Origin of the sequence: Pseudomonas sp. BIOMIG1BAC (genome assembly GCF_001705995.2) — a bacterium.
In the GTDB taxonomy this organism is placed as follows: Bacteria; Pseudomonadota; Gammaproteobacteria; order Pseudomonadales; family Pseudomonadaceae; genus Aquipseudomonas; species Aquipseudomonas sessilinigenes.
On the sequence record NZ_CP049045.1, the window covers coordinates 1,056,624 to 1,079,003 of the forward strand.

The following is a 22,380-nucleotide window of genomic DNA, read 5'->3' on the forward strand; positions in this document are numbered from 1 at the left end:
GCAGCGCTGAGCCGGGCGTCGGCGGCCCGGACTCGCCGCTGGCAGGCCTCAGGCGAAGACGAAGTACTTGCGTACCGTCTCCACGACTTCCCAGGTGCCCTTCATGCCGGGCTCGACCACGAAGATATCGCCGGCGCGCAAGTGGATGGGAGCCAGGCCGTCCGGGGTGATCACGCAATAGCCTTCCTGGAAGTGGCAGTACTCCCACTTCTCATAGGCCACCCGCCATTTGCCGGGAGTGCAGATCCAGGTGCCCATGATCTTGCTGCCATCTTCGCTGGTGTAGGCATTGAGGTTGACGGTGTGCGGGTCGCCTTCGAGTTTTTCCCACTTGCAGGCGTCCAGGACCGGCAGTGGATGGGTATCGCGCAGAACGGTAATGGGCTTGGGCATGCTGTGCTCCTGACAGATCGAGAACCAGAGGCCGCACCCTATAGCGCCCGGCGCCCATGGGGTTGTCTGTACTCGACACCGGGGTATCCAGAAGCGCTGCGGTCCTGCTCGCGATGACTGGCAAAGGGGGAGCCGGTGGCCTGCGGGCTTGAAAGATTCATCGGATAAACCAGGTTTTGTTAGCAGTTCTTGCGAAATACCTGAAGCTGACCGAGTTATTTCGCAAGAATCTTTACCGGCTTCGCTCGTATCATGCAGTCCGGACCGACCAAGAGCCATGCCCATGGAACATACACCCCGTTGGTGGGATATCAGCCCGCCCTTGAGCACCGCGACCCCGACCTGGCCGGGAGACACGCCATTCCAGGAAGAACGTGTCTGGCATTTCGGGCCCGAGTGTCCAGTGAACATCGGTCGGATCACCCTGTCGCCCCACACCGGCGCCCATGTCGATGCCCCGCTGCATTACCGCCCTGATGGCCTGCCTATTGGCGAGGTGCCGCTGGATGTCTACATGGGGCCGTGCCGGGTCCTGTATTGCCTGGAGAGCGGTCCGCTGGTGCAACCCGAGGACCTGCAGGGGCACCTGGACAACCTGCCCCAACGGGTACTGCTGCGGACCTATCGCCAGGCTCCGCTGGACACCTGGGACTCAGGCTTCACCGCTGTGGCCGAGGCCACCATCGAGCTGCTGGCCCGTCTCGGCGTGCGCCTTGTCGGTATCGACACCCCCTCCCTGGACCCCCAGCAGTCCAAGACCATGGATGCCCACAATGCGGTCGCCCGGCATGGCATGGCGATCCTCGAAGGGGTAGTGCTCGACGAGGTGCCTGAAGGCGACTACGAACTGATTGCCCTGCCACTGCGCTTTGCCCACCTGGACGCCAGTCCGGTGCGGGCGATCCTGCGCCCGTTGGCCGATTGATTCCTACAATAACTATGACGGCGGGCCATTCGTGCACCCTTGCCCAGGCAACGGTGTGGGGCCCAGCCGACCGAGACGAGGAGCCCACGCGATGAGCCAATGTCCTTTTTCAAGCAATCCACCGGATGAATGGCATAACGCCCAGCTGAATTTCTCCGACTCCATGAGCTACGGCGACTACCTGGACCTGGGGCGCATCCTCAGCGCCCAGCATCCGTTGTCGCCAGACCACAACGAGATGCTGTTCATCATCCAGCACCAGACCTCCGAGCTGTGGATGAAGCTGATGCTCCACGAACTCAAGGCCGCCCGTGAGCAGGTTCGCCAGAGCCAGCTGGCGCCGGCGTTCAAGATGCTGGCGCGGGTCTCGCGGATCTTCGACCAGTTGGTGCATGCCTGGGCGGTGCTGGCCACCATGACCCCTTCGGAATACAAGTCCATCCGCCCGTACCTGGGCCAGTCCTCGGGCTTCCAGTCGTTCCAGTACCGCGATATCGAATTCATCCTGGGCAACAAGAGTGCGGCGCTGTTGCGTCCCCATGCCCACCGTCCCGAGCTGCTGCAGGCGCTGCAGGAATCCATCGCCACTCCGTCGCTGTATGACGAGGCGATCGCCCTGATGGCCCGCAGCGGCCTGGACATCGATCCGCAGCGCCTGGCGCTGAACAGCACCAGCGCGACCCAGCACGATCCCTCGGTGGAAGCGGCCTGGCGCGAGGTATACGGTGATCCCTCGAAGTATTGGGACCTGTACCAGCTGGGCGAGAAGTTCATCGACCTGGAAGACTCCTTCCGTCAATGGCGCTTCCGCCATGTGACCACGGTGGAGCGGATCATCGGCTTCCAGCCGGGCACTGGTGGAACCGAGGGCGTGGGTTATCTGCGCAAGATGCTCGATACCGTGCTGTTCCCCGAGTTGTGGCGAGTGCGCTACCCGCAATGACCCAGACCAACGCCCCGCCAGCCGGGGCGTTTTCATTCCTGGCATCGCCCATTCGCTTCTCGTGCCTGTCCTGGCGCCTGCGACAGCGGCCAGGCAGGAGGTGACCGCAAAGGTGGCCGGCGCTAAAGTGGCTGCCCAAAATCGATGCTTTCACTTTCCTGGGCAGACCGCATGAGCCGTACCTTCGAACTTGAAACCCTGAACATGCGGCTCAACGACCCGGAGTTCCAGGCATTGGACCTGCATCAGCGCATCCAGCGGGCGCTGTGCGGGCTGATCCTCGATGGAGCCCTGGCGCCGGGGCTCAAGCTACCGGCGAGTCGGGTCCTGGCCAAGTCCCTGGGAGTATCGCGCGATACCGTGGAAAACGCCTACGTGCAGTTGCAGCGCGATGGCTTCATCGTCCGGCGCGAGGGCTCCGGCAGCTATGTCTGCCAGGCCATTGGCGCGCAGTTGCGCGGAGCGGCCCGCAGGCGCCTGCGCTTGCAGGAGCCGCCACGCAGCATCCGGGAGCCTGGGGGTGGCTTGAGTCGTCGGGGGCGGACGCTGTTCGAGCGCGGTGGGGTCGCGGACCAGCAGGTGGTCAAGGCCTTTGCCACCGGCTTGCCGGAAACCCGCAGTTTCCCGGTGCAGGTCTGGGAGCGCTTGCAACGCCAGGTGCTACAGGAGTACCGGGGCAATGTCTTGCTGCATGGCGACCCACAGGGGGCCGAGCCCTTGCGCAAAGCCATCGCCGCCTATCTGAACCTGGAGCGTGGAGCCAAGGTGCAGCCGGGGCAGATCCTGGTGTTGAGCAGCACCCGCCAGGCCTTGTTCCTGTGCGCGCAACTGCTGGTGGACGCTGGCAAGCCGATCCTGATGGAGAACCCGGGGTATTTTGGCGCCCGCAAGGCGTTCGAGGCCGCCGAGGTGCGCATCGTCCCCATCGATGTCGATGAACAGGGCTTGCGCACCGATCTGCTGCGGGCCGATCGCAGTGGTGCCCGCTGTGTCTATGTCACGCCATCGCATCAGTATCCCAGCGGGGTCACCCTGTCCCTGGAGCGCCGGCTGGAGTTGATCCGTTGGGCCGCCGAGCACGATCGCTGGATCATCGAGGACGACTACGACAGCGAGTTCCATTACGACGGCCTGCCGACCGCCTGTGTCCAGGGCCTGGACGCGTATCAGCGCACCCTGTACATCGGCACGTTCAGCAAGACCCTCTATCCCGGCCTGCGCATGGGCTACATGGTCCTGCCCGAGGAGTTGGTGGCCCCCTTCAGTGCGGCCCGCAGCATCATGGACGGCCATACCCCGCAGATTCTCCAGCTGACCCTGGCGCGGTTCATGGAGCAGGGGCACTACAACGCCCACGTGCGGGCCATGCGCAAGCTCTACGCGGGACGCAGGCAGGCCATGCTCGACGCCATTGGGCGGCATTTGCAAGGCATCGCCAGGGCCTTGCCGCCGCCGGGAGGCCTGCAGATTCCCTGCCTGTTGGAGCCGGGCTGGAGCGAGGAGCACACCCAGCGCCGGGCAGCGAGTATCGGCATGCAGTTACCCGGCCTTGGCCGGCTGTATGTCGGCGAGCACAGGGAACAGGGCTGGTTGCTGGGCTACGCCTCCTTGAGTGCCCATGAAATCGAAGCCGCGATGGAGCGCCTGGGACAGGTTCTGCGCAAGCCCTAGGGCAATTTTCAGGGCTGGGCGCTCGCGGTGTCGCGAGCCCCGGGCCGACCGTGCATCAGCCAGTGCGCGGCCAGGCCCGCCAGCAACCCCCAGAAGGCACCGCCGACGCCCAGCAGGCTGACATTGGCGACCGTGGCAAGAAAGGTGATCAAGGCTGTTTCCCGGGTCTTGGCATCGGCCATGGCATTGGCCAGGCTGCCACCGATGGCACCCAGCAGCGCCAGGCCGGCCAGGGTGCCGATGAAAGCCTTGGGCAACACCATGAACAGGCTCGCCAGCGTCACACCGAAAGTGCCCACCAGGATGTACAGCAGCCCGCAGGCGATACCGGCGAGGTAGCGCTTGCCCGGGTCCGGATGGGCGTCCGGGCCGGTGCAGATGGCCGCGGTGATAGCGGCCACGTTGAAGGCGTGGGCACCGAATGGCGCCATGATCAGCGAGCCCAGGCCGGTGACCGTCAGCAGCGGGTTGGCACTGGTCTTGAAACCGTCGTTGCGCAGCACCAGCATGCCAGGCATGTATTGCCCGGTCAGGGTAATGACGAACAGTGGCAGGGCCACGCCGAGCAGGGCCGGCAGAGAAAACTGCGGTGGGGTGAACAGCGGTGTGGCCAGGCTCAGTTGCACGCCAGCACCGTCGATCCGTTGCTGGACGATCAACAGCGCCAGGCCGATCCCGAGGATGCCGACTACGGCAAAGCGCGAGGTGAAGCGCCGCAGCAGTGCATAGGAACCCAGCAGCACGGTCACCAACAGGGGATCGACGCTGGCGCCGCCAAAGGCATTGATGCCGAACGGCAAGAGGATTCCGGCCAGCAGCCCGGCGGCGATCCCCTTGGGGATCAGCTGCACCAGCCGTTCGAAGGCCCCGCATGCACCCAGGATGATGAAGCCCAGGGCCGAAACCAGGTAGGCGCCGATCACCTCGGCGTAGGGGGTCACAGGCAGGACCGTGGCCAGGAAGGCCGCTCCGGGGGTCGACCAGGCCGTGATGACCGGTGCCCGATAGCGCAGGCTCAACCACAGGCCGCTGACTCCGACCCCTACCGACACTGCCCAGACCCAGGAGGCCGTCTGGGCTGGCGACAGGCGGGCCAGCTCGGCGGCCTGCAGCACCAGGACGAACGTTCCACCGTAGTTCACCAGCACCGAAATCAGCGCGGCCACGGTGGGTGAGAAAAAATCGGCAGGCCTGAGCCCCTCGGTCGTTCTATTCATGCGCCATTCTCCATCCAGGGTGAGCCCCGGTCCTGAAGCTCCGGGAGGCGCTGATTCTAGAGAGCTGGCGGAGGGTCGTTTCAGGCCGCTTGAGAGGGTTGGGGCAGACCACTTTGTGGTGCGCATGAAAAAGCCCGGCCTTGGATCCAGGGCCGGGCTTTCAGGTCTTGCAGGGGCCACCCGCTAACTTAGCGCAGGGCAGCCTGTTCGGTTTTTTTCGCCTGGCTCAGGCGGTAGAACACCCAGATCAGCAGGACCCAGACCGGGATCGCGTACACCGAGGCACGGATGCCCGGGATCATCAGCATCACGCCGATGATCATGACCATGAAGGCCAGGCACAGGTAGTTGCTCAGTGGCGACCAGAAGGCCTTGAAGGACGGCACCACGCCTTGCTCGGCCATGGCCTTGCGAAAGCGCAGGTGGGTCAGGCTGATCAGCGCCCAGTTGATCATCAGGGCCGCCACCACCAGGGCGAACAACAGCTCCAGGGCCTCATGGGGAGCCAGGTAGTTGACCAGCACGCAGAGCAAGGTGATCAGCGCGGAGATACCCAGGGCCAGGATCGGCACGCCTTGCTTGTTGAGCTTGGTTAACGCCTTGGGCGCATCGCCCTGCTCGGCCAAGCCGTAGAGCATGCGGCTGTTGCAGTACACGCCGCTGTTGTACACCGAGAGCGCGGCAGTCAGGACCACGAAGTTGAGGATCTGCGCGGCGGTATCGCTACCGATCAGCGAGAAGATCTTCACGAAGGGACTGCTGCTGTAGGCGTCGCCGCCGGAATTGAGGCTGACCAGCAACTCGTCCCACGGGTACAGGGAGAGCAGCACCGCCAGGGCTCCGACGTAGAAGATCAGTACCCGGTAGACCACCTGGTTGATGGCCTTGGGAATCACCTTGCGCGGCTCGCTGGCCTCGGCCGCGGTGATGCCCACCAGCTCCAGGCCGCCGAAGGAAAACATGATGAAGGCCATGGCCATCAACAGGCCGTTGCCGCCATTGGGGAAGAAGCCGCCGTGGGACCACAGGTTGCTCACCGAGGCCTGGGCCCCGCCACTGCCGCTGAAGAGCATGTAGCAGCCCAGCAGGATCATGCCGACGATGGCGACGACCTTGATGATGGCGAACCAGAACTCGGCTTCACCGAAGAACTTCACGTTCATCATGTTGATCAGGTTGACCAGCACGAAGAACACCGCCGCGCTGACCCAGGTAGGAACCTCCGGCCACCAGAACTGGATGTATTTACCTACCGCAGTGAGCTCGGCCATCCCCACCAGCACATACAGCACCCAGTAGTTCCAGCCGGCGAGGAAGCCGAAGTAGCCCCCCCAGTACTTATGGGCGAAATGGCTGAAGGAGCCGGCCACTGGCTCTTCGACGATCATCTCGCCCAGCTGGCGCATGATCAGGAAGGCGATGAAGCCAGCGATCGCGTACCCCAGGATCATCGAGGGCCCGGCGGACTTCAGGACCCCGGCCGAGCCGAGGAAGAGTCCGGTCCCGATCGCCCCGCCCAGGGCGATCAATTGGATATGGCGGTTTTTCAAGCCGCGCTTGAGTTCACCCTGCTTCAAGGTTTGATCCACTAACTTGCGCTCTCTTCTAGTTGTTATCAGGACCGACCCAGGGATTTAGGCGTCGGTCTCGGCATCGTGTCGACGGGATCAGATATTACTCTCGGTGAACCTCTCGTAATACAGCTGAACACGCCCAAGTCCCTGTTCTTGCTGCCAGGTGCGGATCGAATCGACCATCGGCGGTGGCCCGCAGACGTACATGTCGGCCTCGCCGCTGCGCAATTCCTCGGTATCGAAGTGCTCGGTGATGTAACCGCGCTTGCCGTTCCAGGTCGGGTCGCTGTCGCTGATCACCGGCGTGAAGCGAAACGCCGGCAGGCGCTCGCCGTAGGCGCGGATGCGCTCCAGCTCGCACAGGTCGGCACTCTGGCGCACGCCGTAGTACAGGTGGACCGGTTGCTGGCAGTCCTGCTCGACGATTTGCTCGAGCATTGCCAGCAGGGCCGAGAGTCCGGTGCCGCCCGCCACGAGGACCAGCGGACGGCTGACCTGGCGCAGATAGAACGCCCCCAGCGGCGCTTCCAGCTCCAAGGCGTCGCCCACCTGGCAGCGTTCGCGGATGTAGTTGCTCATCGTCCCATCGGGTAACAGGCGGATCAGGAACAGCAACTGATTGTCCGCCGCGGATCGGTTGGCGAAGGAGTAGGCGCGGCTGCAGTCGGTGCCGGGAATGCCGAGGCGGGCGTATTGGCCGGGCAGGAAGTCCAGCGGGGTCGGATTGCCGCCCAGGTCCAGGCGCAGGATCGCCGTGCTGTCCGAAACCTGGCGCACTTCCTGGACCGAGGCGCGGTAGCGCACCGGCTCGGCGGCATGGCACAGGCTGGAGTCGAAGTCGAAGTAGAACGCCGCATCGGATTGCACCCGGGTCTGGCAACTGAGCATCTTGCGTTGCGCAAGGTCCTGGGCCGACAGGGCTTCCTCGTCCACGTAATCCTGGCTGTACTGGCCCGACTCGCAACGCCCCTGGCAGGTGCCGCAGACCCCTTCGCGGCAGTCCAGGGGGATCTTGATGCCGTTGCGCAGGGCGGCGTCGAGCAGTATTTCATTGGCTTGCACCGGGAAGAACAGAGTCTTGCCGTCGGCGAAGCTGAACGCGACCTTGTGCGTCATGGGGAGTGTCCGTCGAGTCAGAGGTGATAGAAGTCGAGCACCGAGTTGATCGTGTCGTTGAGCAGCAGCACGTGCTTGCGCTGGATCAGCCAGCTGTCGCCGTGGGGGACGAGGTCATAGGTGGCATGACCGTAGAACTGCTCGGAAGTGGCCAGGCGGTAGAACAACGTGTGCCAGTTCAGGCGCACCTGCAGCTTTCCTTGCTCGCCTTCGGTGATGCGCAGGTTGCTGACCTGGTGCAGGGTGCGTGGCATCGGGATGGTGGAGGCCGCCTTGCCGGTACGCAGGCGGAAGACCCGGTCCTCCAGGCCTGAGCGGTTGGCATAGTAGATCAGCGACATGCCGCGCTTGGGGTCCTGGGTGTAGACATGCTCGGAGTCCCACTGGGGCAGGTGGAACACGCTGTCCTGGGCGAACAGTTGCAGGTAGGCGTCCCAGTCCTGGGCGTCGCACAGCTCGGACTTGCGATAGAAAAACTGCTCGACCTGGTATTGCAGTTGCGCATTCATGTTCATACCTCCCGCAGTTTCAGGGGTTGGCGCTGCAGGCCTTCGAGGAGGAAGCGCTGCCAATTCTCGTGCTGGTTGACGTACAGCCCCTCATGGGTGATCTCGGTACCGGTCATGGCCGGCGCGATGCCCAGGTTCCGGGTGTTGGCGGTCGGGCCGGTGGCCCAGCGGTGATGGCCGCGAGAAACGTCGCTCCAGCGCTCCAGGCGGGCCTGGAAGCCGCGCTGGGCCTCGCGAAACTCCACCAGGTCGTCAGGGGTGCCCATGCCCGAGACGTTGAAGAAGTCCTCGAACTGGCGAATGCGGTTTTCCCGGTCGGCGTCGCTCTCGCCCTTGACCCCGATGCACTGGCTGATGATCTCGGTCTTGTTCCAGGCCACGGGACGAATGATCCGCAACTGCGAGCTGATCTGGTCGAGGAAGAACAGGCTGGGGTAGATGTTCAGGTTGCGCAGGCGATGCATCATCCACTCGGCCCGGGCCTGGCCGTACTCCTCCACCAGGCGCGGCATGATGCTGGCGTAGCCGGAACGTACCGCCGGGTTGGGCATCTCGCTGAACAGCACGCTGTGGCCGTTGGCGAAGGCGAACCAGCCGTCGTCGGTGGCCGCATCGCCGGCCCCGAGCTTGCTGTAGTCCAGGGTGGCGCTGGCGGTGCCGTTCTCGCTGTTGACCTGCTGGCGATGCTGCACCGTGGCCACGTAGTTGTAGTGCACGGTGCTGACGTGATACCCGTCCAGGCCGTTCTCGTTCTGCAGTTTCCAGTTACCGTCGTAGGTGTAGGCGGACTTGCCTGGCAGCACCTCCAGCTCGCCGGTGGGCGATTGGGCGACCATCATGTCGAAGAAGATCCTGGCGTCACCGAGGAAGTCTTCCAGGGTGTCCGTGGCTGCGACATCCAGGCTGATGAACACGAAGCCCTTGTAGCTCTCGATACGGGCCTTTTTCAGGCCGCGGGTGGCCTTGTCGAAATCCTCGGCGTACTCGCCGGGGGCCTTGACCTTCACCAGGCGGCCGTCGCTCTTGTAGCACCAGGCATGGAAGGGACAAGTGAAGGTGGACTGGTTGCCCTTGCCGACCCGGGTCAGGGTGGTGCCGCGATGCTGGCAGGCGTTGACCAGCGCATTGAGCCGGCCCTCGCCGTCACGGGTGATGATCATCGGCTGGCGCCCGGCCCGCATCGTGACGAAGTCGTGGTTGTTGGGCAGTTCGCTTTCGTGACAGGCGTAGATCCAGTTCTTCTCGAAGATCAGTTCCATCTCCAGGTCGAACAGCTCGGGTTCGGTGAACATCTCCCGGGCGATGCGGAACACGCCATCGGCTGGGCGAAAATCCAGGCAGCTGTGGATGAACTCCTGCCATTGCTCGACGTTTCTTGCGCCACTCATGGGTCGGTACCTTTTTTATTCGGGCCAATCGGTACGATCATTAGAGTGAGTGCAGGGCGGGGGTGGCTATCCGCTTAGTCGACCAAGCGCATCCACAAAGTTGCCAGGGTGGCGGTAGCCGCTGCCGAGGGTGCGAGGCCGCGTCAGGGACCTTTCGGCCAGCTCCGCCATGGCCGCTACGCGCCCATGCGCAGGCAGCGGCAGCGGCTGCAGGGTGGGGACTTTCTACACGGTCGGCGCCAGCCGGTGAATGAAAGCGAGCAGGGTGGCGGGGAGGTTTATCCACTTAGTCGGCTATTGTTATCCACTGGGTTGGCAGCAGCACCGGTTGGCGCAAAACTTGCCCTGCCAAACAAGACGCGCCGTCAGAGCGCGCTAAAAAATATTGCCGTGAGTGTGCCGTGATGAATAGCAAGACTGATGGGCAGTTGCGCGATATTCGCGTCGATCACTACGACCTCGAGGGCGCCAGGAGCTGGATGTCGGGCATTTGCGGCCCGCACCGCCTGGAGACCGCGACGCCCGAGCGGATCCGTTTCCACCACAGTGCCCATGTGCTCAGGTCGCGGGCCACGACTCTGGGCATCATCGAGTACGGTACCGACGTGGTGGTGGATATCGAGGACATCGAGCGCTTCAGCAGCTACAGCCTGAGCCTGCCGTTGTGCGGCGAGCAGGAGTTGAGCAAGGACGGACGCCTGCTGCGCTCCGACAGCGACCATGGCGTGATCATCGCTCCCAACGAAAGCCAGGTGCTGGCCATCTCCGGCGATTGTCGCAAGTTGCAGGTGGTGATTCCCCGGCCGGCCATGAGCGAGGCCCTGGAAGCCTTGTTGCAGCGCCCGATCCTGGACCCGCTGCGTTTCGAGCCGGGCATGGACGCGCTCAATGGCGCGACGGCCTCCTGGTGGCGCATGGCCCGACATTTCATCGGCGAGTTGGCCCAGGGCAACGAGCTCTACGAGCAACTGGCCTTTACCCGGGAAATCGAGAGTTCGCTGATCAAGGGCCTGATCCTGGCCCAACCCAACAATTACTCCAGCGAGCTGCGCGAGGTGCTTGGGGTCAAGCTGCCGCATTACCTGGTACGGGCCCGCCAGTATTTGCAGGAGCATGCCCGCGAGGCGGTGCACCTGGAGGATCTGGAAGTGGCCGCCGGAGTCTCGCGCTACAAGCTGTTCGAGGCCTTTGGCAAATACTTCGCGCTATCGCCCATGGCCTACCTCAAGCGCCATCGGCTCAATGGCGTGCGCCAGGAGATTCTCGAACATGGTGCAGCGCGCAACATCTCCGAGATCGCCCTGGGCTGGGGCTTCACCCACCTGGGGCGGTTTTCCGCCGAGTACCGCAAGCTGTTCGACGAGTCCCCGAGCGCGACCGCCCAGCGCCATCCGAGTCGGTTTTAGTTCCGACAGGGCGCTTACTTGCGCTGCACCAGGTCCAGCAGGCCGTTCTGCTCCTTGATCTTCTGCAGGACGATCTCCGAGCGAATATCGGTGACCCCGGCGGCGCGGTTCAGGTGATTGACGATGAAATCCGAGAAGTGCTTGAGGTTGCGCGCCTGGACGCGCAACACATAGTTGCTGGCACCGGTGATCACATAGGCCGTCATCACCTCCGGCCACTGCTGGACCTTGGCGATGAAGGTCTCGTGCCAGCCCTCCACGTCATGGCGCAGGGACACATGGACAATGGCCTCCAGCTCGATCCCCAGGCGTTCGGCATTGAGCTGGGCGCGGTAGCCGCTGATGATGCCCTCGCTTTCGAGCATGCGCAGCCGACGCAGGCAGGCCGAGGGCGACAGGGCGACTTTCTCCGCCAGCTCCTGGTTGCTGATGCGCCCGTCCTGTTGCAGGTGATGCAGGATGCGCAGGTCGGTGGAGTCGAGCGTCATGGTTGGCATGAATCCATGTTTTTTATTGAAGGATTAGAATTTTATTCGAGATTAGTACGGGATCGCGCTGCTCTTTGCACGAAAATTCTTCTTGGCTTCGTTCATTATTTTCCGGGTTTATCCATTGCCTGCTCCGTTCGTTCCGTCGTGGAACGGGCAGGGCATCGACCAAGACAGGACTTCCAATGATCGACAAAAACCACTGCCTGCGTCTCGATGAACAAGACTCCCTGGCGCCGCTGCGCCGGCAGTTCGCCTTGCCTGAGGGGGTGATCTATCTCGATGGCAACTCCCTGGGCGCGCGCCCCGTGGCCTCCCTGGAGCGGGCTCGGCAAGTCATCGAGCAGGAGTGGGGCGATGGCCTGATCCGTAGTTGGAACAGCGCCGGCTGGCGCGACTTGTCCCAGCGTTTGGGCGATCGCCTGGCACCGTTGATCGGTGCCGATGCCGGGGAAGTGGTGATCACCGACACCACCTCGATCAACCTGTTCAAGGTCCTCAGCGCCGCCTTGCTGGTGCAGGCCGAACGCGCCCCCGAGCGCCGGGTGATCGTCTCCGAAAGCAGCAACTTCCCCACCGACCTGTACATCGCCGAAGGCCTGACCCAGCTGCTCCAGCAGGGCTATTCGCTGCGCCTGGTGGACAGCCCCGAGCAGGTGCCGGCGGCCATCGACCAGGACACCGCGGTGGTGATGCTCACCCACGTCAACTACAAGACCGGCCACATGCACGACATGCAGCAACTGACCGGGCTGATCCACGAGGCCGGCGCCCTGAGCATCTGGGACCTGGCCCACTCGGCTGGCGCGGTACCGGTGGAACTCAAGCGCTGCGGCGCCGACTACGCCATCGGCTGCACCTACAAGTACCTCAATGGCGGTCCTGGTTCCCAAGCGTTCGCCTGGGTCGCCCCGGCGCTGTGCGACCTGGTGACCCAGCCGCTGTCCGGTTGGTTCGGCCATGCCCGGCAGTTCGACATGGCCACCCGCTATGAACCCAGCAGTGGTATTGCCCGCTACCTGTGCGGCACCCAGCCGATCACCTCGCTGGCGATGGTCGAGTGCGGCCTGGAGATCTTCGAGCAGACCGACATGCAGAGCCTGCGGCGCAAGTCCCTGGCCCTGACCGACCTGTTCATCGAACTGGTCGAGCAACGCTGCGCCGGGCATGACCTGACGCTGGTGACCCCGCGTGAGCACGCCAAGCGTGGCAGTCATGTGAGCTTCGAGCATCCCGAGGGGTATGCGGTGATCCAGGCCCTGATCGCCCGGGGCGTGATCGGCGATTATCGCGAGCCGCGGATCATGCGTTTCGGCTTCACGCCGCTGTACACCACCTTCACTGAAGTGTGGGAGGCGGTGCAGATCCTTGGTGAAATCCTCGACGCCAAGACCTGGGCCCAAGCGCAGTTCCAGGTGCGCCACAGCGTGACCTGAAGACAACCTGTAGCCGCTGGCGCAGCCCTATCCTGCGCCAGCCACTGCAACACCCCGCGGCACAGGGACGAGCCGCCAGATCGATCAACGCGTGCACACAACAATAAAGAGGCACTGAACGTGACCACCACCAACAAGGGTTTCGAAGCGATTTCCAATCGCGAGCACGGCCTGAGGCGGCAGCTGACCGCCGGCCAGATGAGCATGATCGCCATTGGCGGCGCCATCGGTACCGGGCTGTTCATGGGCAGCGCCTACGCCATTGGTTATGCCGGGCCCAGCGTGCTGCTCAGCTACGCCATCGGTGCCTTGATCACCCTGCTGCTGATGGGCTGCCTGGCGGAAATGACCGTGGCCCATTCCACCTCCGGCTCCTTTGGCGCCTATGCCGAGTTCTATATCAGCCCCCTGGCCGGTTTCCTGGTGCGCTATGCCTATTGGGCGGCCATCGTCCTGGCCGTGGGCGCCGAGGTCACGGCCATCGCCATGTACATGAAGTACTGGTTCGCCAACGTGCCTGAGTGGGTCTGGATCATCTCGTTCTCCAGCGTGCTGATCCTGCTCAATGCCATCAGCGTGAAGACCTTCGGCAACTTCGAATACTGGTTCTCCACCATCAAGATCGCCGCCATCGTCGGCTTCATCATCCTGGCGGTGTATGTGGTGTTCGGCTCCGGCAACCCCGACTATGGCGTGCACAACTACAACGTCCACGGCGGCTTCTTCCCCAACGGCTTGCAGGGCATGTGGATCGCGGTGATCGTGTCGATCTTCAGCTACCTGAGCGTGGAGATGATCGCGGTGGCGGCCGGGGAGGCCCAGGACCCGCAACGGGCAGTGAAACAGGCGTTTCGCGCCACCATCGTGCGCCTGGTGGTGTTCTACCTGCTGACCCTGGCACTGATGCTGGCCATCGTGCCCTGGGTCCAGGCGGGCAAGGCCCAGAGCCCGTTCGTCACGGTGATGCAGACCATCGGCATTCCCGGGGCCACCGGAGTGATGAACTTCGTGATCCTGATCGCTGCGCTGTCGGCCATGAACAGCCAGCTCTATATCACCACCAGGATGATGTTCAGCCTGTCCCGCGCCGGTTATGCGCCCAAGTCCATGGGGGCCCTGAGCAAGACCGGGATTCCGCTCAATGCCCTGCTGCTGTCGAGCAGCGGTATCGCCCTGGCGACCCTGATCAACGTGTTCTACCCGGAAAGCTCGTTCGCCCTGATGATGGCGATCTCGATGTTCGGCGCGATCTTCACCTGGTTCATGATCTTCCTCACCCACTACTGCTTCCGGCGCTATCACCAGCGCCATGGCGAGCAGCCGCTGTCGTTTCGCATGCGCCTGTTTCCCTACAGCACCCTGCTCGGGTTGTTCCTGATGGGGGCCGTGATGATCACCACCTTTTTTACCGACGCCTTCAAGATGACCCTGGTGTTCGGGGTGCCCTTCCTGCTGGTGCTGAGCCTGGCCTACTGGTTGTTCTTCCGCAGGCCCAGGAGCACGGCCGCGTTGTCGCAAGTCTGATACGCCGCTTCCCGGGCGGCCCTAGAGGCTGCCCAAGGGACACTCATCGCGGGCCTGTTGCAGGCTGCTCTGGAAGGCGTCGAGGCGGGCATGCAGCTGTTGCAGCTCATCGATCTTGAGTTGCAGCTCGCGTTTCTTCTGCGCCAGGGCCGCCTGGGCCTGGTCCCAGGGAAAGGCCTGGCCCTGGTGGGCGGCGAATACCTGTTGCAGTTCCTTGAGCTTGAACCCCAACTGTTGCGCGCACTTGATGAACACCAGTTGCTCGACGCTCTGCGCGTCATAGAGTCGGTAGCGACCCTGGCGCGGGGCCTCGGGCAACAGGCCGATGGCCTCGTAGTGGCGGATGCTCTTGATGGTGGTGCCGGACAATTGCGCGGCTTGACCGATGTACATGGCGGCTTCCTTGTGCTGTACCGGGCAGGGTCGCCGGATGCCGCGCATTATCGAACAGTGTCAGCGCCTGGCAAGCTGTTCTGCTTGTTGCAGCCAATGGGTCCGGCTGAGGTCGCTGGCGCCCAGCACCGGGCCGAAGGTCAAGGTACGCCGTGTGCGAATACCACAAAAGGCCAGGGTGGTGCGGCGCATCTGGTGCAGCCCGGGCATGTGGTAGAACCAGCGGTAGTACCAGGGCGGGGTGTCCATGGTCACCAGCAAGTCGGCAGTGCGTCCCTTGAGCAGTTGTTCCGGGAAGGCCTTGCCGGGGCGGTACTTGAACGCGAAGCCGGGCAACAGCACCCGGTCGAGAAAACCCTTGAGCAAGGCCGGGATGCCGCCCCACCAGATCGGGAAGACCCAGGTCAGGTGCTCGGCCCAGAGGATATCGGCCTGGGCTCGCTGCAGGTCGTCTTCCAGTGGCTGGATTCGCCGATACCCCTCGTGCAGCACCGGGTCGAAGCGCAGGTCGCCCAGGTACAGGCTCCGTACTTCATGCCCGGCTTGCTGCGCCGCATGGATGTAGCGCTCGCTCAGTGCCGCGCAGAGGCTGGCGCGGGAAGCATGGCCGAGAATCACCAGAATGCGTTTGCTCATTACCTTGGTCCTTGGGGAAGAAGTGCCAAGGCTAAGGTCTGCCCCTAAGGGCAGAGTCAAGGCTTGTGCAAGGCCTGGCACAGGTCCTGGGCATAGAGCGGCAGGGTGGCGAAGTCACGGGCGCACAGGAGCAAGCGCCGCCGGGCCCAGGGCTCGCCCAGGGGGCGGGTCTGCAGGGCCAGTTGCCGGTTGCGCTCCAGGGCGGCCAGGGGCACCACGGCCAACCCGGCGCCGCGTGCCACCATGCGCAATGCCGCGTCGAAACCCTCGGTCCGAATCCGCAACTGCATGCGCAGGCCCAGGTGCAGGGCCTGCTCCTCAAGGTACACCGCCAGGGCGCTATGACTGGCCAGGCCGACATAGTCATAGGCCAGGGTGTCATCGAAGCTCGGTGCGGACTGCTGGCTCAGCGGGTGATCCATGGGCATCGCCAGGATCAGCGGATCATCGCGAAACGGCCGGACCTGCAGGCCCCGGGTGTCCACCGCATCGGAGACGATGCCCAGCTCTGCCGCGCCTTGGCGCAGGGCATGGGTGATGCGTTGGCTGGGCAACTCCAGGCAATCGATATCCACCTGAGGGCGCTCGCGCAGGAAGTCCGCCAGCAGTTCCGGCAAGTACTCGCTCAGGGCGCTGGTATTGCACAGCAGGCGCACCTGCCCCTTGACGCCCTTGGCGTACTCGGCGAGGTCCTGTTGCAGGTGTTCGGCATACAGCAGCAACGTCCGGGCGTGCTGGGCCAGGGCCTTGCCGGCCGGCGTCGGGCTGATGCCGCGCCGACCACGTTCGAGCAGGCCGATGCCCAGGCTGGCTTCCATGGCGCGGATCCGCGCGCTGGCCGCGGCCAGAGACAGGTGGCTGCGCTCGGCGCCAGCGGTGATATTGCCGGCGTCGAAGACATTCAGGTACAGGCGCAGGTCCACCAGGTCGAAATGCATGCGGGGCCTCCACAGCCAGGGCATCGAGGATCAGCCTCTTGTTTGGCAAGAGGCTGGCTCAGTATATGGCAGATTTTCAGCGCCGCCGGGCGAGAGCAGGATAGGCCCATGAATACCTCCCTCGCGTTTTATCAGGATCTGGGTCTTGGCCTGTCTTTATGGGTGCTCGGCATCTTCGTCATGGCCGGCATGGTCAAGGGTGTGATCGGCCTGGGCTTGCCCACGGTGGCGATGGGGCTCCTGGGGTTGGCTATGGCTCCGGCGCAGGCAGCAGCCTTGCTGATCATTCCGGCGACCCTGACCAACCTCTGGCAACTGGCGTTCGGTGGGCACCTGCCGGCCTTGCTCAGGCGTTTGTGGCCGCTGTTGCTGGCGATCGGCATCGGCACCTTGGGCGGCTCCCTGTGGTTGGGCATCGATGGCGGGCCGTGGGTGGTGCGAGGGTTGGGGGCGGCCTTGCTGCTCTATGCCCTGGCGGGCCTGTGCTTGCCGCAGCTGCACATCGCCCCGGCCCATGAGCGTTGGCTGGCGCCCTTGTGTGGATTGGCCACTGGCCTGGTTACTGCGATCACCGGGGTGTTCGTGATTCCGGCGGTGCCTTACCTGCAGGCGCTGGGCCTGGCGCGGGATTCCTTGGTCCAGGCCCTGGGCCTGTCGTTCACCGTCTCGACCCTGGCCCTGGCCGCCGGCCTCGCCTGGGGCGGCCACCTGGGTGGTGCGCAGCTGGGGGCCTCGTTGCTGGCGCTGGTCCCGGCGCTGCTGGGCATGTGGCTGGGCCAGTGGCTGCGCCAGCGCATCAGCGCGCCGTTGTTCAAACGGGTGTTCTTCATCGGCCTGGGCCTGCTGGGGGCCCACCTGCTGATCAGCGGATAGCAGAAGCCGGGCTGAGCATGTCGATGGCGCGGATCTCGAAGTCGCGCTCCAGGTACTCCATGCGCGCATCGCGGAACTGCTTCATGTGCGGCAGGTTGGAGTGCACGTCCAGCGCCTCCTGGGATTCCCAGACTTCGTAGAAGATGAACAGGCTGGGGTCCTGCTGGTCGCGCAGCATGTGGTACTCGATGCAGCCGGGTTCGGTGCGACTGGCGGCGACATAACCGAGGAACAGCGCTTCGAATTCGGCAGCCCGTTCGGGGCGCGTCTTGGCGTGGAGGATGAAGGCCTGGCGGGTCATGGAATGTGCTCGTGGCAAAGGAAGTTGCCAAGGATTCTAAGACAACAATAAAGGCTTGATTCGTGCCTTTACGGCAAATGTATTTTGAGCGCCAGGGGCTTATTCCCGCGCGAGCCCTTCACTAACCTGCCGCCCTCGTTTTCCACCCCAACGGCCTGGCGTCGCACGACGCCTGCAACGGGCCGTTCCCGCGACAGGGCCCGCTCATGAAAAAAGTACTGCTACTCAATGGCGCCAAGCAATTCGCCCACTCCGACGGCCGCTACAACACCACCTTGCACGAGACTGCACTGGCGGTGCTGGATCGCGGCGGCCTGGACGTCAAGGTCACCCACATCGACCAGGGCTACGACGCCCAGGAAGAAGTGGCGAAGTACCTCTGGGCCGACGTGATCGTCTACCAGATGCCTGCCTGGTGGATGGGCGAGCCCTGGATCGTCAAGAAGTACATTGACGAGGTCTTCACCCAGGGCCATGGCAGCCTGTATGCCAACGATGGCCGGACCCGTTCCGACGCTTCGCAGAAGTACGGCAGTGGCGGCCTGGTCCAGGGCAAGCAGTACATGCTCTCGCTGACCTGGAATGCACCGCAGCAGGCCTTCGACGACCCGAGCGATTTCTTCGAAGGCAAAGGGGTGGACGCGGTCTATTTCCCGTTCCACAAGGCCAACCAGTTCCTGGGCATGAGCCCCCTGCCGACCTTCCTCTGTGTCGATGTGATGAAGTGCCCGGCTGTTGAAAACGATGTCCGGCGCTACGAGCAGCATCTGCGCCAGGTGTTCGGTCTCGAGGCTCAAAGCCGCTAATATCGATAGGCCGTTCCTGTAGCCGCCGTGCGTCGCAGCCTGCGCAGGGGCTACAGCTACCAATCGATAGAGGGTTCTACGTGAAAGCCAGATCCGACGAGTTGCAGATCTTCGTCTGTGTCATCGAGTGCGGTTCGATCTCCGCCGCTGCCGAGCAGGTCGGGCAGACGCCATCGGCGGTCAGCCGCACCCTGTCGCGCCTGGAATCAAAGCTCGATACCACGCTGATCAACCGCACGACCCGGCGCATGGACCTGACCGAAGAGGGCAAGTATTTCTTCGAGCAGGCCAAGCTGATCCTCGATCAGATGGACCAACTCGAAGAGCGCCTGTCCTCCCGCCAGCAGACCCCCTCCGGGCGCCTGCGGATCAACGCCGCCTCGCCGTTCATGCTGCACGCCATCGTCCCCTACATCGCCGAGTTTCGTGGCCTGTACCCCGATATCCAGCTCGAGCTCAACAGCAACGACCTGATCATCGACCTCCTGGAGCAGAGCACCGATATCGCGATCCGCATCGGCACCCTGGCCGACTCGACCCTGCATGCCCGCTCCCTGGGTTGCAGCCCCTTGCGCATCCTGGCCAGCCCGGCCTACCTGGAGCGCCACGGCACCCCGCGCAGCGTCGCCGAGCTCAGCGAACACACGCTGTTGGGCTTCACCCAGACCGAAAGCCTCAACCATTGGCCGCTGCGCCATCCCCATGGCGACCGCTGGCAGATCCAGCCAGGCATCAGTGCCTCCAGCGGCGAGACCCTGCGCCATCTGGTACTGGAGGGGCAGGGCATTGCCTGCCTGTCGCACTTCATGACCATCGATGATATTCGCGCCGGGCGTCTGATACCGATCCTCAGCGAGTTCAACAGCGGTTATCGCCAGCCGATCAACGCCGTGTACTACCGTAACTCGCAGTTGGCCCTGCGTATCCAGTGCTTCCTGGATTTCATCCAGGGCAAGCTGGCCGACTACGCTGACCCGGGCTTCGAGGGCTGAGGTCCTGCTTCCCTGGCTGGGGATTCGTGATCCCTGCGCAAGAGTGATTTGGTCCAGCCCGGCTGTTTCGTCGAAGCAGGCGCGCCGATACTGGCGCCATCACTTATCCACCCAGGGAGTCTCTCCATGAACGTATTCGTTACCGGTGCCGCGGGTTTCATCGGCGGTTCCATCGCCACCGGCCTGGTCAAGGCCGGGCATCAGGTCACTGGCCTGGTGCGCAGTGCCGAGCAAGCCGCCGAGCTGACGGCCCTGGGCATCAAGCCCGTGGTAGGCAGCCTGGACGACAGCGTCCTGCTGAGCGAACAGGCCCGGGCCGCCGATGCGGTGATTAACGCTGCCAGCAGCGACCATCGTGGTGCGGTGGAAGTGTTGCTGGCCGCGCTCAAGGGCTCGAACAAGCCATTCCTGCACACCAGCGGTTCGAGCATCGTCGGCGACGCTTCCGGCGGCAAGGCCAGCGATACCGTCTACTACGAAGACCAGTTGCCGGAGCCCACCGTGGACAAGGCCGCCCGGGTGGCCATCGATAACCTGATCCTGGCGGCGGCCAAGGACGGGGTGAACTCGGCGGTGCTGTGCAACACCCTGATCTACGGCCACAGCCTGGGCGTCAAGCGTGACAGCGTGCAGCTGCCGCGCCTGCTCAAGCAAGCGCGCAAGAGCGGTGTGGTGCGTCATGTCGGGCCGGGGCAGAACATCTGGTCCAACGTGCATATCGAGGACGTGGTGGCGCTCTACGCCCTGGCCCTGACCGGCAACACCCCGGGCAGCTTCTACTTCGTCGAGAGCGGCGAGGCATCCTTCATCGACATGACCCGCGCCATGGCCCGCGCCCTGCACCTTGGCGAACCCGAGGACTGGCCGCTGCCTGCCGCCGAGGCCGAGTGGGGCTACGAGATGGCCAACTACGGCCTGGGCTCCAACAGCCGGGTACGCGGCAAGAAGGCCCGCGAGCTGCTGGGCTGGGCGCCGCAGCGGACGTCGGTGCTGGAGTGGATCGAGCACGAGATGGTCTGAGGAGCGGCTGCTCCACTGATCCATCTGCGACAAACGGCTGCCTGCGGGCGGCCGTTTTGCTGTGGGCGTTTGCCCACCGCGCGACAAAGCGCCTAAGGTTCGTCTGGTCTGAAAACAACGATAAGGACGGACTCCATGGGTATCTTGCCGTGCACGACCCTCACCCTGGGCCTGGCGCTCGCTGCCAGCGTTCCAGTCTTCGCCGCGCCCCTTGAGGGCGGCGCGGTGGCTGCACCCAACCAGTACGGCGCCGATGTCGCGGCGCAGATCCTCAAGAAGGGCGGCAACGCGGTGGACGCTGCGGTGGCTACGGCCTTCACCCTGGCCGTGACCTATCCCGAAGCCGGCAATATCGGCGGTGGCGGCTTCATGACGCTGTTCATCGACGGCAAGCCGTATTTCCTCGACTACCGGGAAACCGCGCCCAAGGCCGCGACCCGCGACATGTACCTGAATGACAAGGGTGAGGTGATCGAGAACCTCAGCCTGGTGGGCGCCCGCGCCGCCGGGGTGCCGGGCACCGTGATGGGCCTGTGGGAGGCCCACCAGAAGTTCGGCAAGCTGCCCTGGAGCGAACTCGTCACCCCGGCAGTGGCCTACGCCAGGAACGGCTTCAAGGTGGCGGACAAGCAGTACCAGTACCGCGAGGATGCCTTGAAGCTGTTTAACGGCAGCACCAACTTCGGTGATTATTTTGGCAGCATGCAACCCGGCCAGACCTTCCGTCAGCCGGAGTTGGCGGCGACCCTGGAACGCATCGCCGACCAGGGCGCCAAGGAGTTCTACAGCGGCAAGACCGCCGACTTGCTGGTGGCCCAGATGCAGGCCGACAAGGGCCTGATCACCAAGCAGGACCTGCAGGACTACAAGGTCCAGTGGCGCCAGCCGCTGCAGGTGAGTTTCCGTGGCAACGTGCTGTACACCGCGCCGCCGCCCAGTTCCGGCGGGGTCGCCCTGGCCCAGCTGATCGGCATCAAGGAAGAGCGCGCCGCCGACTTCAAGGGCGTCGAGCTCAATTCGGCCAAGTACATCCACCTGCTGGCGGAAATCGAGAAGCGAGTCTTCGCCGACCGTGCCGACTACCTGGGCGATCCGGCGTTTTCCGAGGTGCCGGTCAAGCCATTGACCGACCCGGCCTACCTCAAGCAGCGTGCGGCCCAGGTCAACCCCGACGCCATCTCGCCCACCGACAAGGTGCGCCCGGGGCTGGAACGGCACCAGACCACCCATTTCTCCATCGTCGATGCCCAGGGCAATGCGGTGAGCAATACCTACACCCTGAACTGGGACTACGGCAGCGGCGTGGTGGTCAAGGGCGCGGGGTTCCTGCTCAACGACGAGATGGACGACTTCAGCGCCAAGCCCGGCGTGGCCAATGCCTTCGGCGTGGTGGGCGGCGATGCCAATGCCATCGCCCCGGGCAAGCGCATGCTGTCGTCCATGAGCCCGAGCCTGGTGACCCGCGACGGCAAGGTCACCCTGGTCCTGGGCACTCCGGGCGGGTCGCGGATCTTCACCTCGATCTTCCAGGTGCTGAACAACCTCTACGACTTCCACCTGCCCCTGGAGAAAGCCGTGGCCGCGCAACGGGTGCATCACCAACTGCTGCCCAAGGACACGATCTACTACGACGCCTATGCGCCGCTCACCGGCCAGGTCGCCGATGAACTCAAGGCCATGGGCTACACCCTCGAGGACCAGGGCTGGGAGATGGGCGACATCCAGGCCATCCGGGTCAATGGTCCCCAGCTTGAAACCGCTTCCGACCCGCGCGGGCGTGGCGTAGGCAAAGTGGTCAAGTAACCGCTGCGCCCTTGCCTGGGCCGGTACG

General features: G+C 64.0%; 22 protein-coding genes. 11 read left to right on the top strand and 11 right to left on the bottom strand.

What is annotated here, in order from left to right:
- Window positions 1-48 precede the first annotated feature (48 nt).
- Complete coding sequence (locus tag ATY02_RS04775) at window positions 49-393, bottom strand: cupin domain-containing protein (protein WP_068577391.1); 345 nt, start codon at window positions 391-393, stop codon at window positions 49-51.
- A gap of 283 nt (window positions 394-676) precedes the next feature.
- Between ATY02_RS04775 and kynB the strand changes: the two genes are divergently transcribed.
- The 3 genes from kynB to ATY02_RS04790 all read left to right on the top strand — a co-directional run bounded on the left by kynB (window position 677) and on the right by ATY02_RS04790 (window position 3,932).
- Window positions 677-1,318: an arylformamidase gene (kynB, locus tag ATY02_RS04780; protein WP_068577392.1), complete on the top strand. Its 642-nt coding sequence runs from the start codon at window positions 677-679 to the stop codon at window positions 1,316-1,318.
- Between the two features lie 91 nt (window positions 1,319-1,409).
- A complete protein-coding gene (kynA, locus tag ATY02_RS04785) occupies window positions 1,410-2,261 on the top strand; it encodes a tryptophan 2,3-dioxygenase (RefSeq protein ID WP_068577394.1) in 852 nt (283 codons plus the stop codon).
- 171 nt (window positions 2,262-2,432) lie between these two features.
- Complete coding sequence (locus tag ATY02_RS04790) at window positions 2,433-3,932, top strand: PLP-dependent aminotransferase family protein (protein ID WP_068577396.1); 1,500 nt, start codon at window positions 2,433-2,435, stop codon at window positions 3,930-3,932.
- Window positions 3,933-3,940: 8 nt separating this feature from the next.
- On the opposite strand, the gene ATY02_RS04795 is transcribed toward ATY02_RS04790, so the two are convergent.
- The 5 genes from ATY02_RS04795 to antA all read right to left on the bottom strand — a co-directional run bounded on the left by ATY02_RS04795 (window position 3,941) and on the right by antA (window position 9,736).
- Window positions 3,941-5,149, bottom strand: a complete 1,209-nt coding sequence (locus ATY02_RS04795; protein ID WP_068577398.1) for a benzoate/H(+) symporter BenE family transporter — start codon at window positions 5,147-5,149, stop codon at window positions 3,941-3,943.
- A gap of 188 nt (window positions 5,150-5,337) precedes the next feature.
- Window positions 5,338-6,738, bottom strand: coding sequence for an amino acid permease (locus ATY02_RS04800; RefSeq protein WP_068577400.1), 1,401 nt, complete (start codon window positions 6,736-6,738; stop codon window positions 5,338-5,340).
- 78 nt (window positions 6,739-6,816) lie between these two features.
- Window positions 6,817-7,839: an anthranilate 1,2-dioxygenase electron transfer component AntC gene (gene antC, locus ATY02_RS04805; RefSeq protein WP_068577401.1), complete on the bottom strand. Its 1,023-nt coding sequence runs from the start codon at window positions 7,837-7,839 to the stop codon at window positions 6,817-6,819.
- A gap of 17 nt (window positions 7,840-7,856) precedes the next feature.
- Window positions 7,857-8,348: an anthranilate 1,2-dioxygenase small subunit gene (gene antB, locus ATY02_RS04810; protein ID WP_068577404.1), complete on the bottom strand. Its 492-nt coding sequence runs from the start codon at window positions 8,346-8,348 to the stop codon at window positions 7,857-7,859.
- 2 nt (window positions 8,349-8,350) lie between these two features.
- Window positions 8,351-9,736: an anthranilate 1,2-dioxygenase large subunit gene (antA, locus tag ATY02_RS04815; protein WP_068577408.1), complete on the bottom strand. Its 1,386-nt coding sequence runs from the start codon at window positions 9,734-9,736 to the stop codon at window positions 8,351-8,353.
- 404 nt (window positions 9,737-10,140) lie between these two features.
- Between antA and ATY02_RS04820 the strand changes: the two genes are divergently transcribed.
- Window positions 10,141-11,142, top strand: a complete 1,002-nt coding sequence (locus tag ATY02_RS04820; RefSeq protein WP_068577410.1) for an AraC family transcriptional regulator — start codon at window positions 10,141-10,143, stop codon at window positions 11,140-11,142.
- Window positions 11,143-11,156: 14 nt separating this feature from the next.
- On the opposite strand, the gene ATY02_RS04825 is transcribed toward ATY02_RS04820, so the two are convergent.
- Window positions 11,157-11,630, bottom strand: coding sequence for an Lrp/AsnC family transcriptional regulator (locus tag ATY02_RS04825; protein WP_068577412.1), 474 nt, complete (start codon window positions 11,628-11,630; stop codon window positions 11,157-11,159).
- Between the two features lie 185 nt (window positions 11,631-11,815).
- On the opposite strand from ATY02_RS04825, the gene kynU reads away from it, so the two are divergent.
- Window positions 11,816-13,066: a kynureninase gene (gene kynU / locus ATY02_RS04830; RefSeq protein ID WP_068577413.1), complete on the top strand. Its 1,251-nt coding sequence runs from the start codon at window positions 11,816-11,818 to the stop codon at window positions 13,064-13,066.
- A 120-nt stretch (window positions 13,067-13,186) separates the two neighbouring features.
- Window positions 13,187-14,590 carry an amino acid permease gene (locus ATY02_RS04835; RefSeq protein WP_068577415.1) on the top strand — a complete coding sequence of 468 codons (1,404 nt, stop codon included), beginning with the start codon at window positions 13,187-13,189 and terminating at the stop codon, window positions 14,588-14,590.
- Between the two features lie 21 nt (window positions 14,591-14,611).
- Here the strand turns inward: ATY02_RS04835 and ATY02_RS04840 are convergent, their stop codons facing one another.
- The 3 genes from ATY02_RS04840 to ATY02_RS04850 are packed head-to-tail and all read right to left on the bottom strand — an operon-like array spanning window position 14,612 to window position 16,557.
- Entirely contained in the window at window positions 14,612-14,983 is a 372-nt protein-coding gene (locus tag ATY02_RS04840; protein ID WP_068577417.1) for a MerR family transcriptional regulator, read from the bottom strand.
- A 60-nt stretch (window positions 14,984-15,043) separates the two neighbouring features.
- A complete protein-coding gene (locus ATY02_RS04845; protein WP_068577419.1) occupies window positions 15,044-15,619 on the bottom strand; it encodes an NAD(P)H-dependent oxidoreductase in 576 nt (191 codons plus the stop codon).
- Window positions 15,620-15,675: 56 nt separating this feature from the next.
- A complete protein-coding gene (locus ATY02_RS04850) occupies window positions 15,676-16,557 on the bottom strand; it encodes a LysR substrate-binding domain-containing protein (RefSeq protein WP_068577421.1) in 882 nt (293 codons plus the stop codon).
- Between the two features lie 108 nt (window positions 16,558-16,665).
- Here ATY02_RS04850 and ATY02_RS04855 point away from each other — a divergent pair, with 108 nt between their 5' ends.
- On the top strand, window positions 16,666-17,430 hold the full coding sequence (locus ATY02_RS04855) for a sulfite exporter TauE/SafE family protein (RefSeq protein ID WP_068577423.1): 765 nt from the start codon (window positions 16,666-16,668) through the stop codon (window positions 17,428-17,430).
- Here the strand turns inward: ATY02_RS04855 and ATY02_RS04860 are convergent.
- Window positions 17,420-17,731 (bottom strand): putative quinol monooxygenase, encoded by a 312-nt coding sequence (locus ATY02_RS04860; RefSeq protein ID WP_068577424.1) that lies wholly within the window; start codon window positions 17,729-17,731, stop codon window positions 17,420-17,422. The two genes, ATY02_RS04855 and ATY02_RS04860, sit on opposite strands and share 11 nt — an antisense overlap.
- Window positions 17,732-17,937: 206 nt before the next feature.
- Here ATY02_RS04860 and ATY02_RS04865 point away from each other — a divergent pair, with 206 nt between their 5' ends.
- The 4 genes from ATY02_RS04865 to ggt all read left to right on the top strand — a co-directional run bounded on the left by ATY02_RS04865 (window position 17,938) and on the right by ggt (window position 22,352).
- The gene (locus tag ATY02_RS04865; protein ID WP_068577426.1) at window positions 17,938-18,537 is read left to right on the top strand and encodes an NAD(P)H-dependent oxidoreductase; all 600 of its coding nucleotides are present in this window, start codon (window positions 17,938-17,940) and stop codon (window positions 18,535-18,537) included.
- Window positions 18,538-18,617: 80 nt separating this feature from the next.
- A complete protein-coding gene (locus ATY02_RS04870) occupies window positions 18,618-19,529 on the top strand; it encodes a LysR family transcriptional regulator (RefSeq protein ID WP_068577428.1) in 912 nt (303 codons plus the stop codon).
- A gap of 126 nt (window positions 19,530-19,655) precedes the next feature.
- On the top strand, window positions 19,656-20,549 hold the full coding sequence (locus ATY02_RS04875) for an NAD-dependent epimerase/dehydratase family protein (RefSeq protein ID WP_068577430.1): 894 nt from the start codon (window positions 19,656-19,658) through the stop codon (window positions 20,547-20,549).
- A gap of 135 nt (window positions 20,550-20,684) precedes the next feature.
- Complete coding sequence (gene ggt, locus ATY02_RS04880) at window positions 20,685-22,352, top strand: gamma-glutamyltransferase (protein WP_068577433.1); 1,668 nt, start codon at window positions 20,685-20,687, stop codon at window positions 22,350-22,352.
- Window positions 22,353-22,380: the final 28 nt, after the last annotated feature.

Bases quoted from the DNA above. Each gene is read 5' to 3' on its own strand.
- antB (WP_068577404.1), bottom strand. From the start codon at position 8,348: ATGAATGCGCAACTGCAATACCAGGTCGAGCAGTTTTTCTATCGCAAG.
- kynA (WP_068577394.1), top strand. From the start codon at position 1,410: ATGAGCCAATGTCCTTTTTCAAGCAATCCACCGGATGAATGGCATAAC.
- ATY02_RS04795 (WP_068577398.1), bottom strand. From the start codon at position 5,149: ATGAATAGAACGACCGAGGGGCTCAGGCCTGCCGATTTTTTCTCACCC.
- ATY02_RS04775 (WP_068577391.1), bottom strand. From the start codon at position 393: ATGCCCAAGCCCATTACCGTTCTGCGCGATACCCATCCACTGCCGGTC.
- kynU (WP_068577413.1), top strand. From the start codon at position 11,816: ATGATCGACAAAAACCACTGCCTGCGTCTCGATGAACAAGACTCCCTG.
- ATY02_RS04790 (WP_068577396.1), top strand. From the start codon at position 2,433: ATGAGCCGTACCTTCGAACTTGAAACCCTGAACATGCGGCTCAACGAC.
- ggt (WP_068577433.1), top strand. From the start codon at position 20,685: ATGGGTATCTTGCCGTGCACGACCCTCACCCTGGGCCTGGCGCTCGCT.
- ATY02_RS04840 (WP_068577417.1), bottom strand. From the start codon at position 14,983: ATGTACATCGGTCAAGCCGCGCAATTGTCCGGCACCACCATCAAGAGC.
- ATY02_RS04875 (WP_068577430.1), top strand. From the start codon at position 19,656: ATGAACGTATTCGTTACCGGTGCCGCGGGTTTCATCGGCGGTTCCATC.
- ATY02_RS04865 (WP_068577426.1), top strand. From the start codon at position 17,938: ATGAAAAAAGTACTGCTACTCAATGGCGCCAAGCAATTCGCCCACTCC.
- ATY02_RS04820 (WP_068577410.1), top strand. From the start codon at position 10,141: ATGAATAGCAAGACTGATGGGCAGTTGCGCGATATTCGCGTCGATCAC.
- ATY02_RS04860 (WP_068577424.1), bottom strand. From the start codon at position 17,731: ATGACCCGCCAGGCCTTCATCCTCCACGCCAAGACGCGCCCCGAACGG.
- ATY02_RS04825 (WP_068577412.1), bottom strand. From the start codon at position 11,630: ATGACGCTCGACTCCACCGACCTGCGCATCCTGCATCACCTGCAACAG.
- antC (WP_068577401.1), bottom strand. From the start codon at position 7,839: ATGACGCACAAGGTCGCGTTCAGCTTCGCCGACGGCAAGACTCTGTTC.
- ATY02_RS04845 (WP_068577419.1), bottom strand. From the start codon at position 15,619: ATGAGCAAACGCATTCTGGTGATTCTCGGCCATGCTTCCCGCGCCAGC.
- antA (WP_068577408.1), bottom strand. From the start codon at position 9,736: ATGAGTGGCGCAAGAAACGTCGAGCAATGGCAGGAGTTCATCCACAGC.
- ATY02_RS04855 (WP_068577423.1), top strand. From the start codon at position 16,666: ATGAATACCTCCCTCGCGTTTTATCAGGATCTGGGTCTTGGCCTGTCT.
- ATY02_RS04850 (WP_068577421.1), bottom strand. From the start codon at position 16,557: ATGCATTTCGACCTGGTGGACCTGCGCCTGTACCTGAATGTCTTCGAC.
- kynB (WP_068577392.1), top strand. From the start codon at position 677: ATGGAACATACACCCCGTTGGTGGGATATCAGCCCGCCCTTGAGCACC.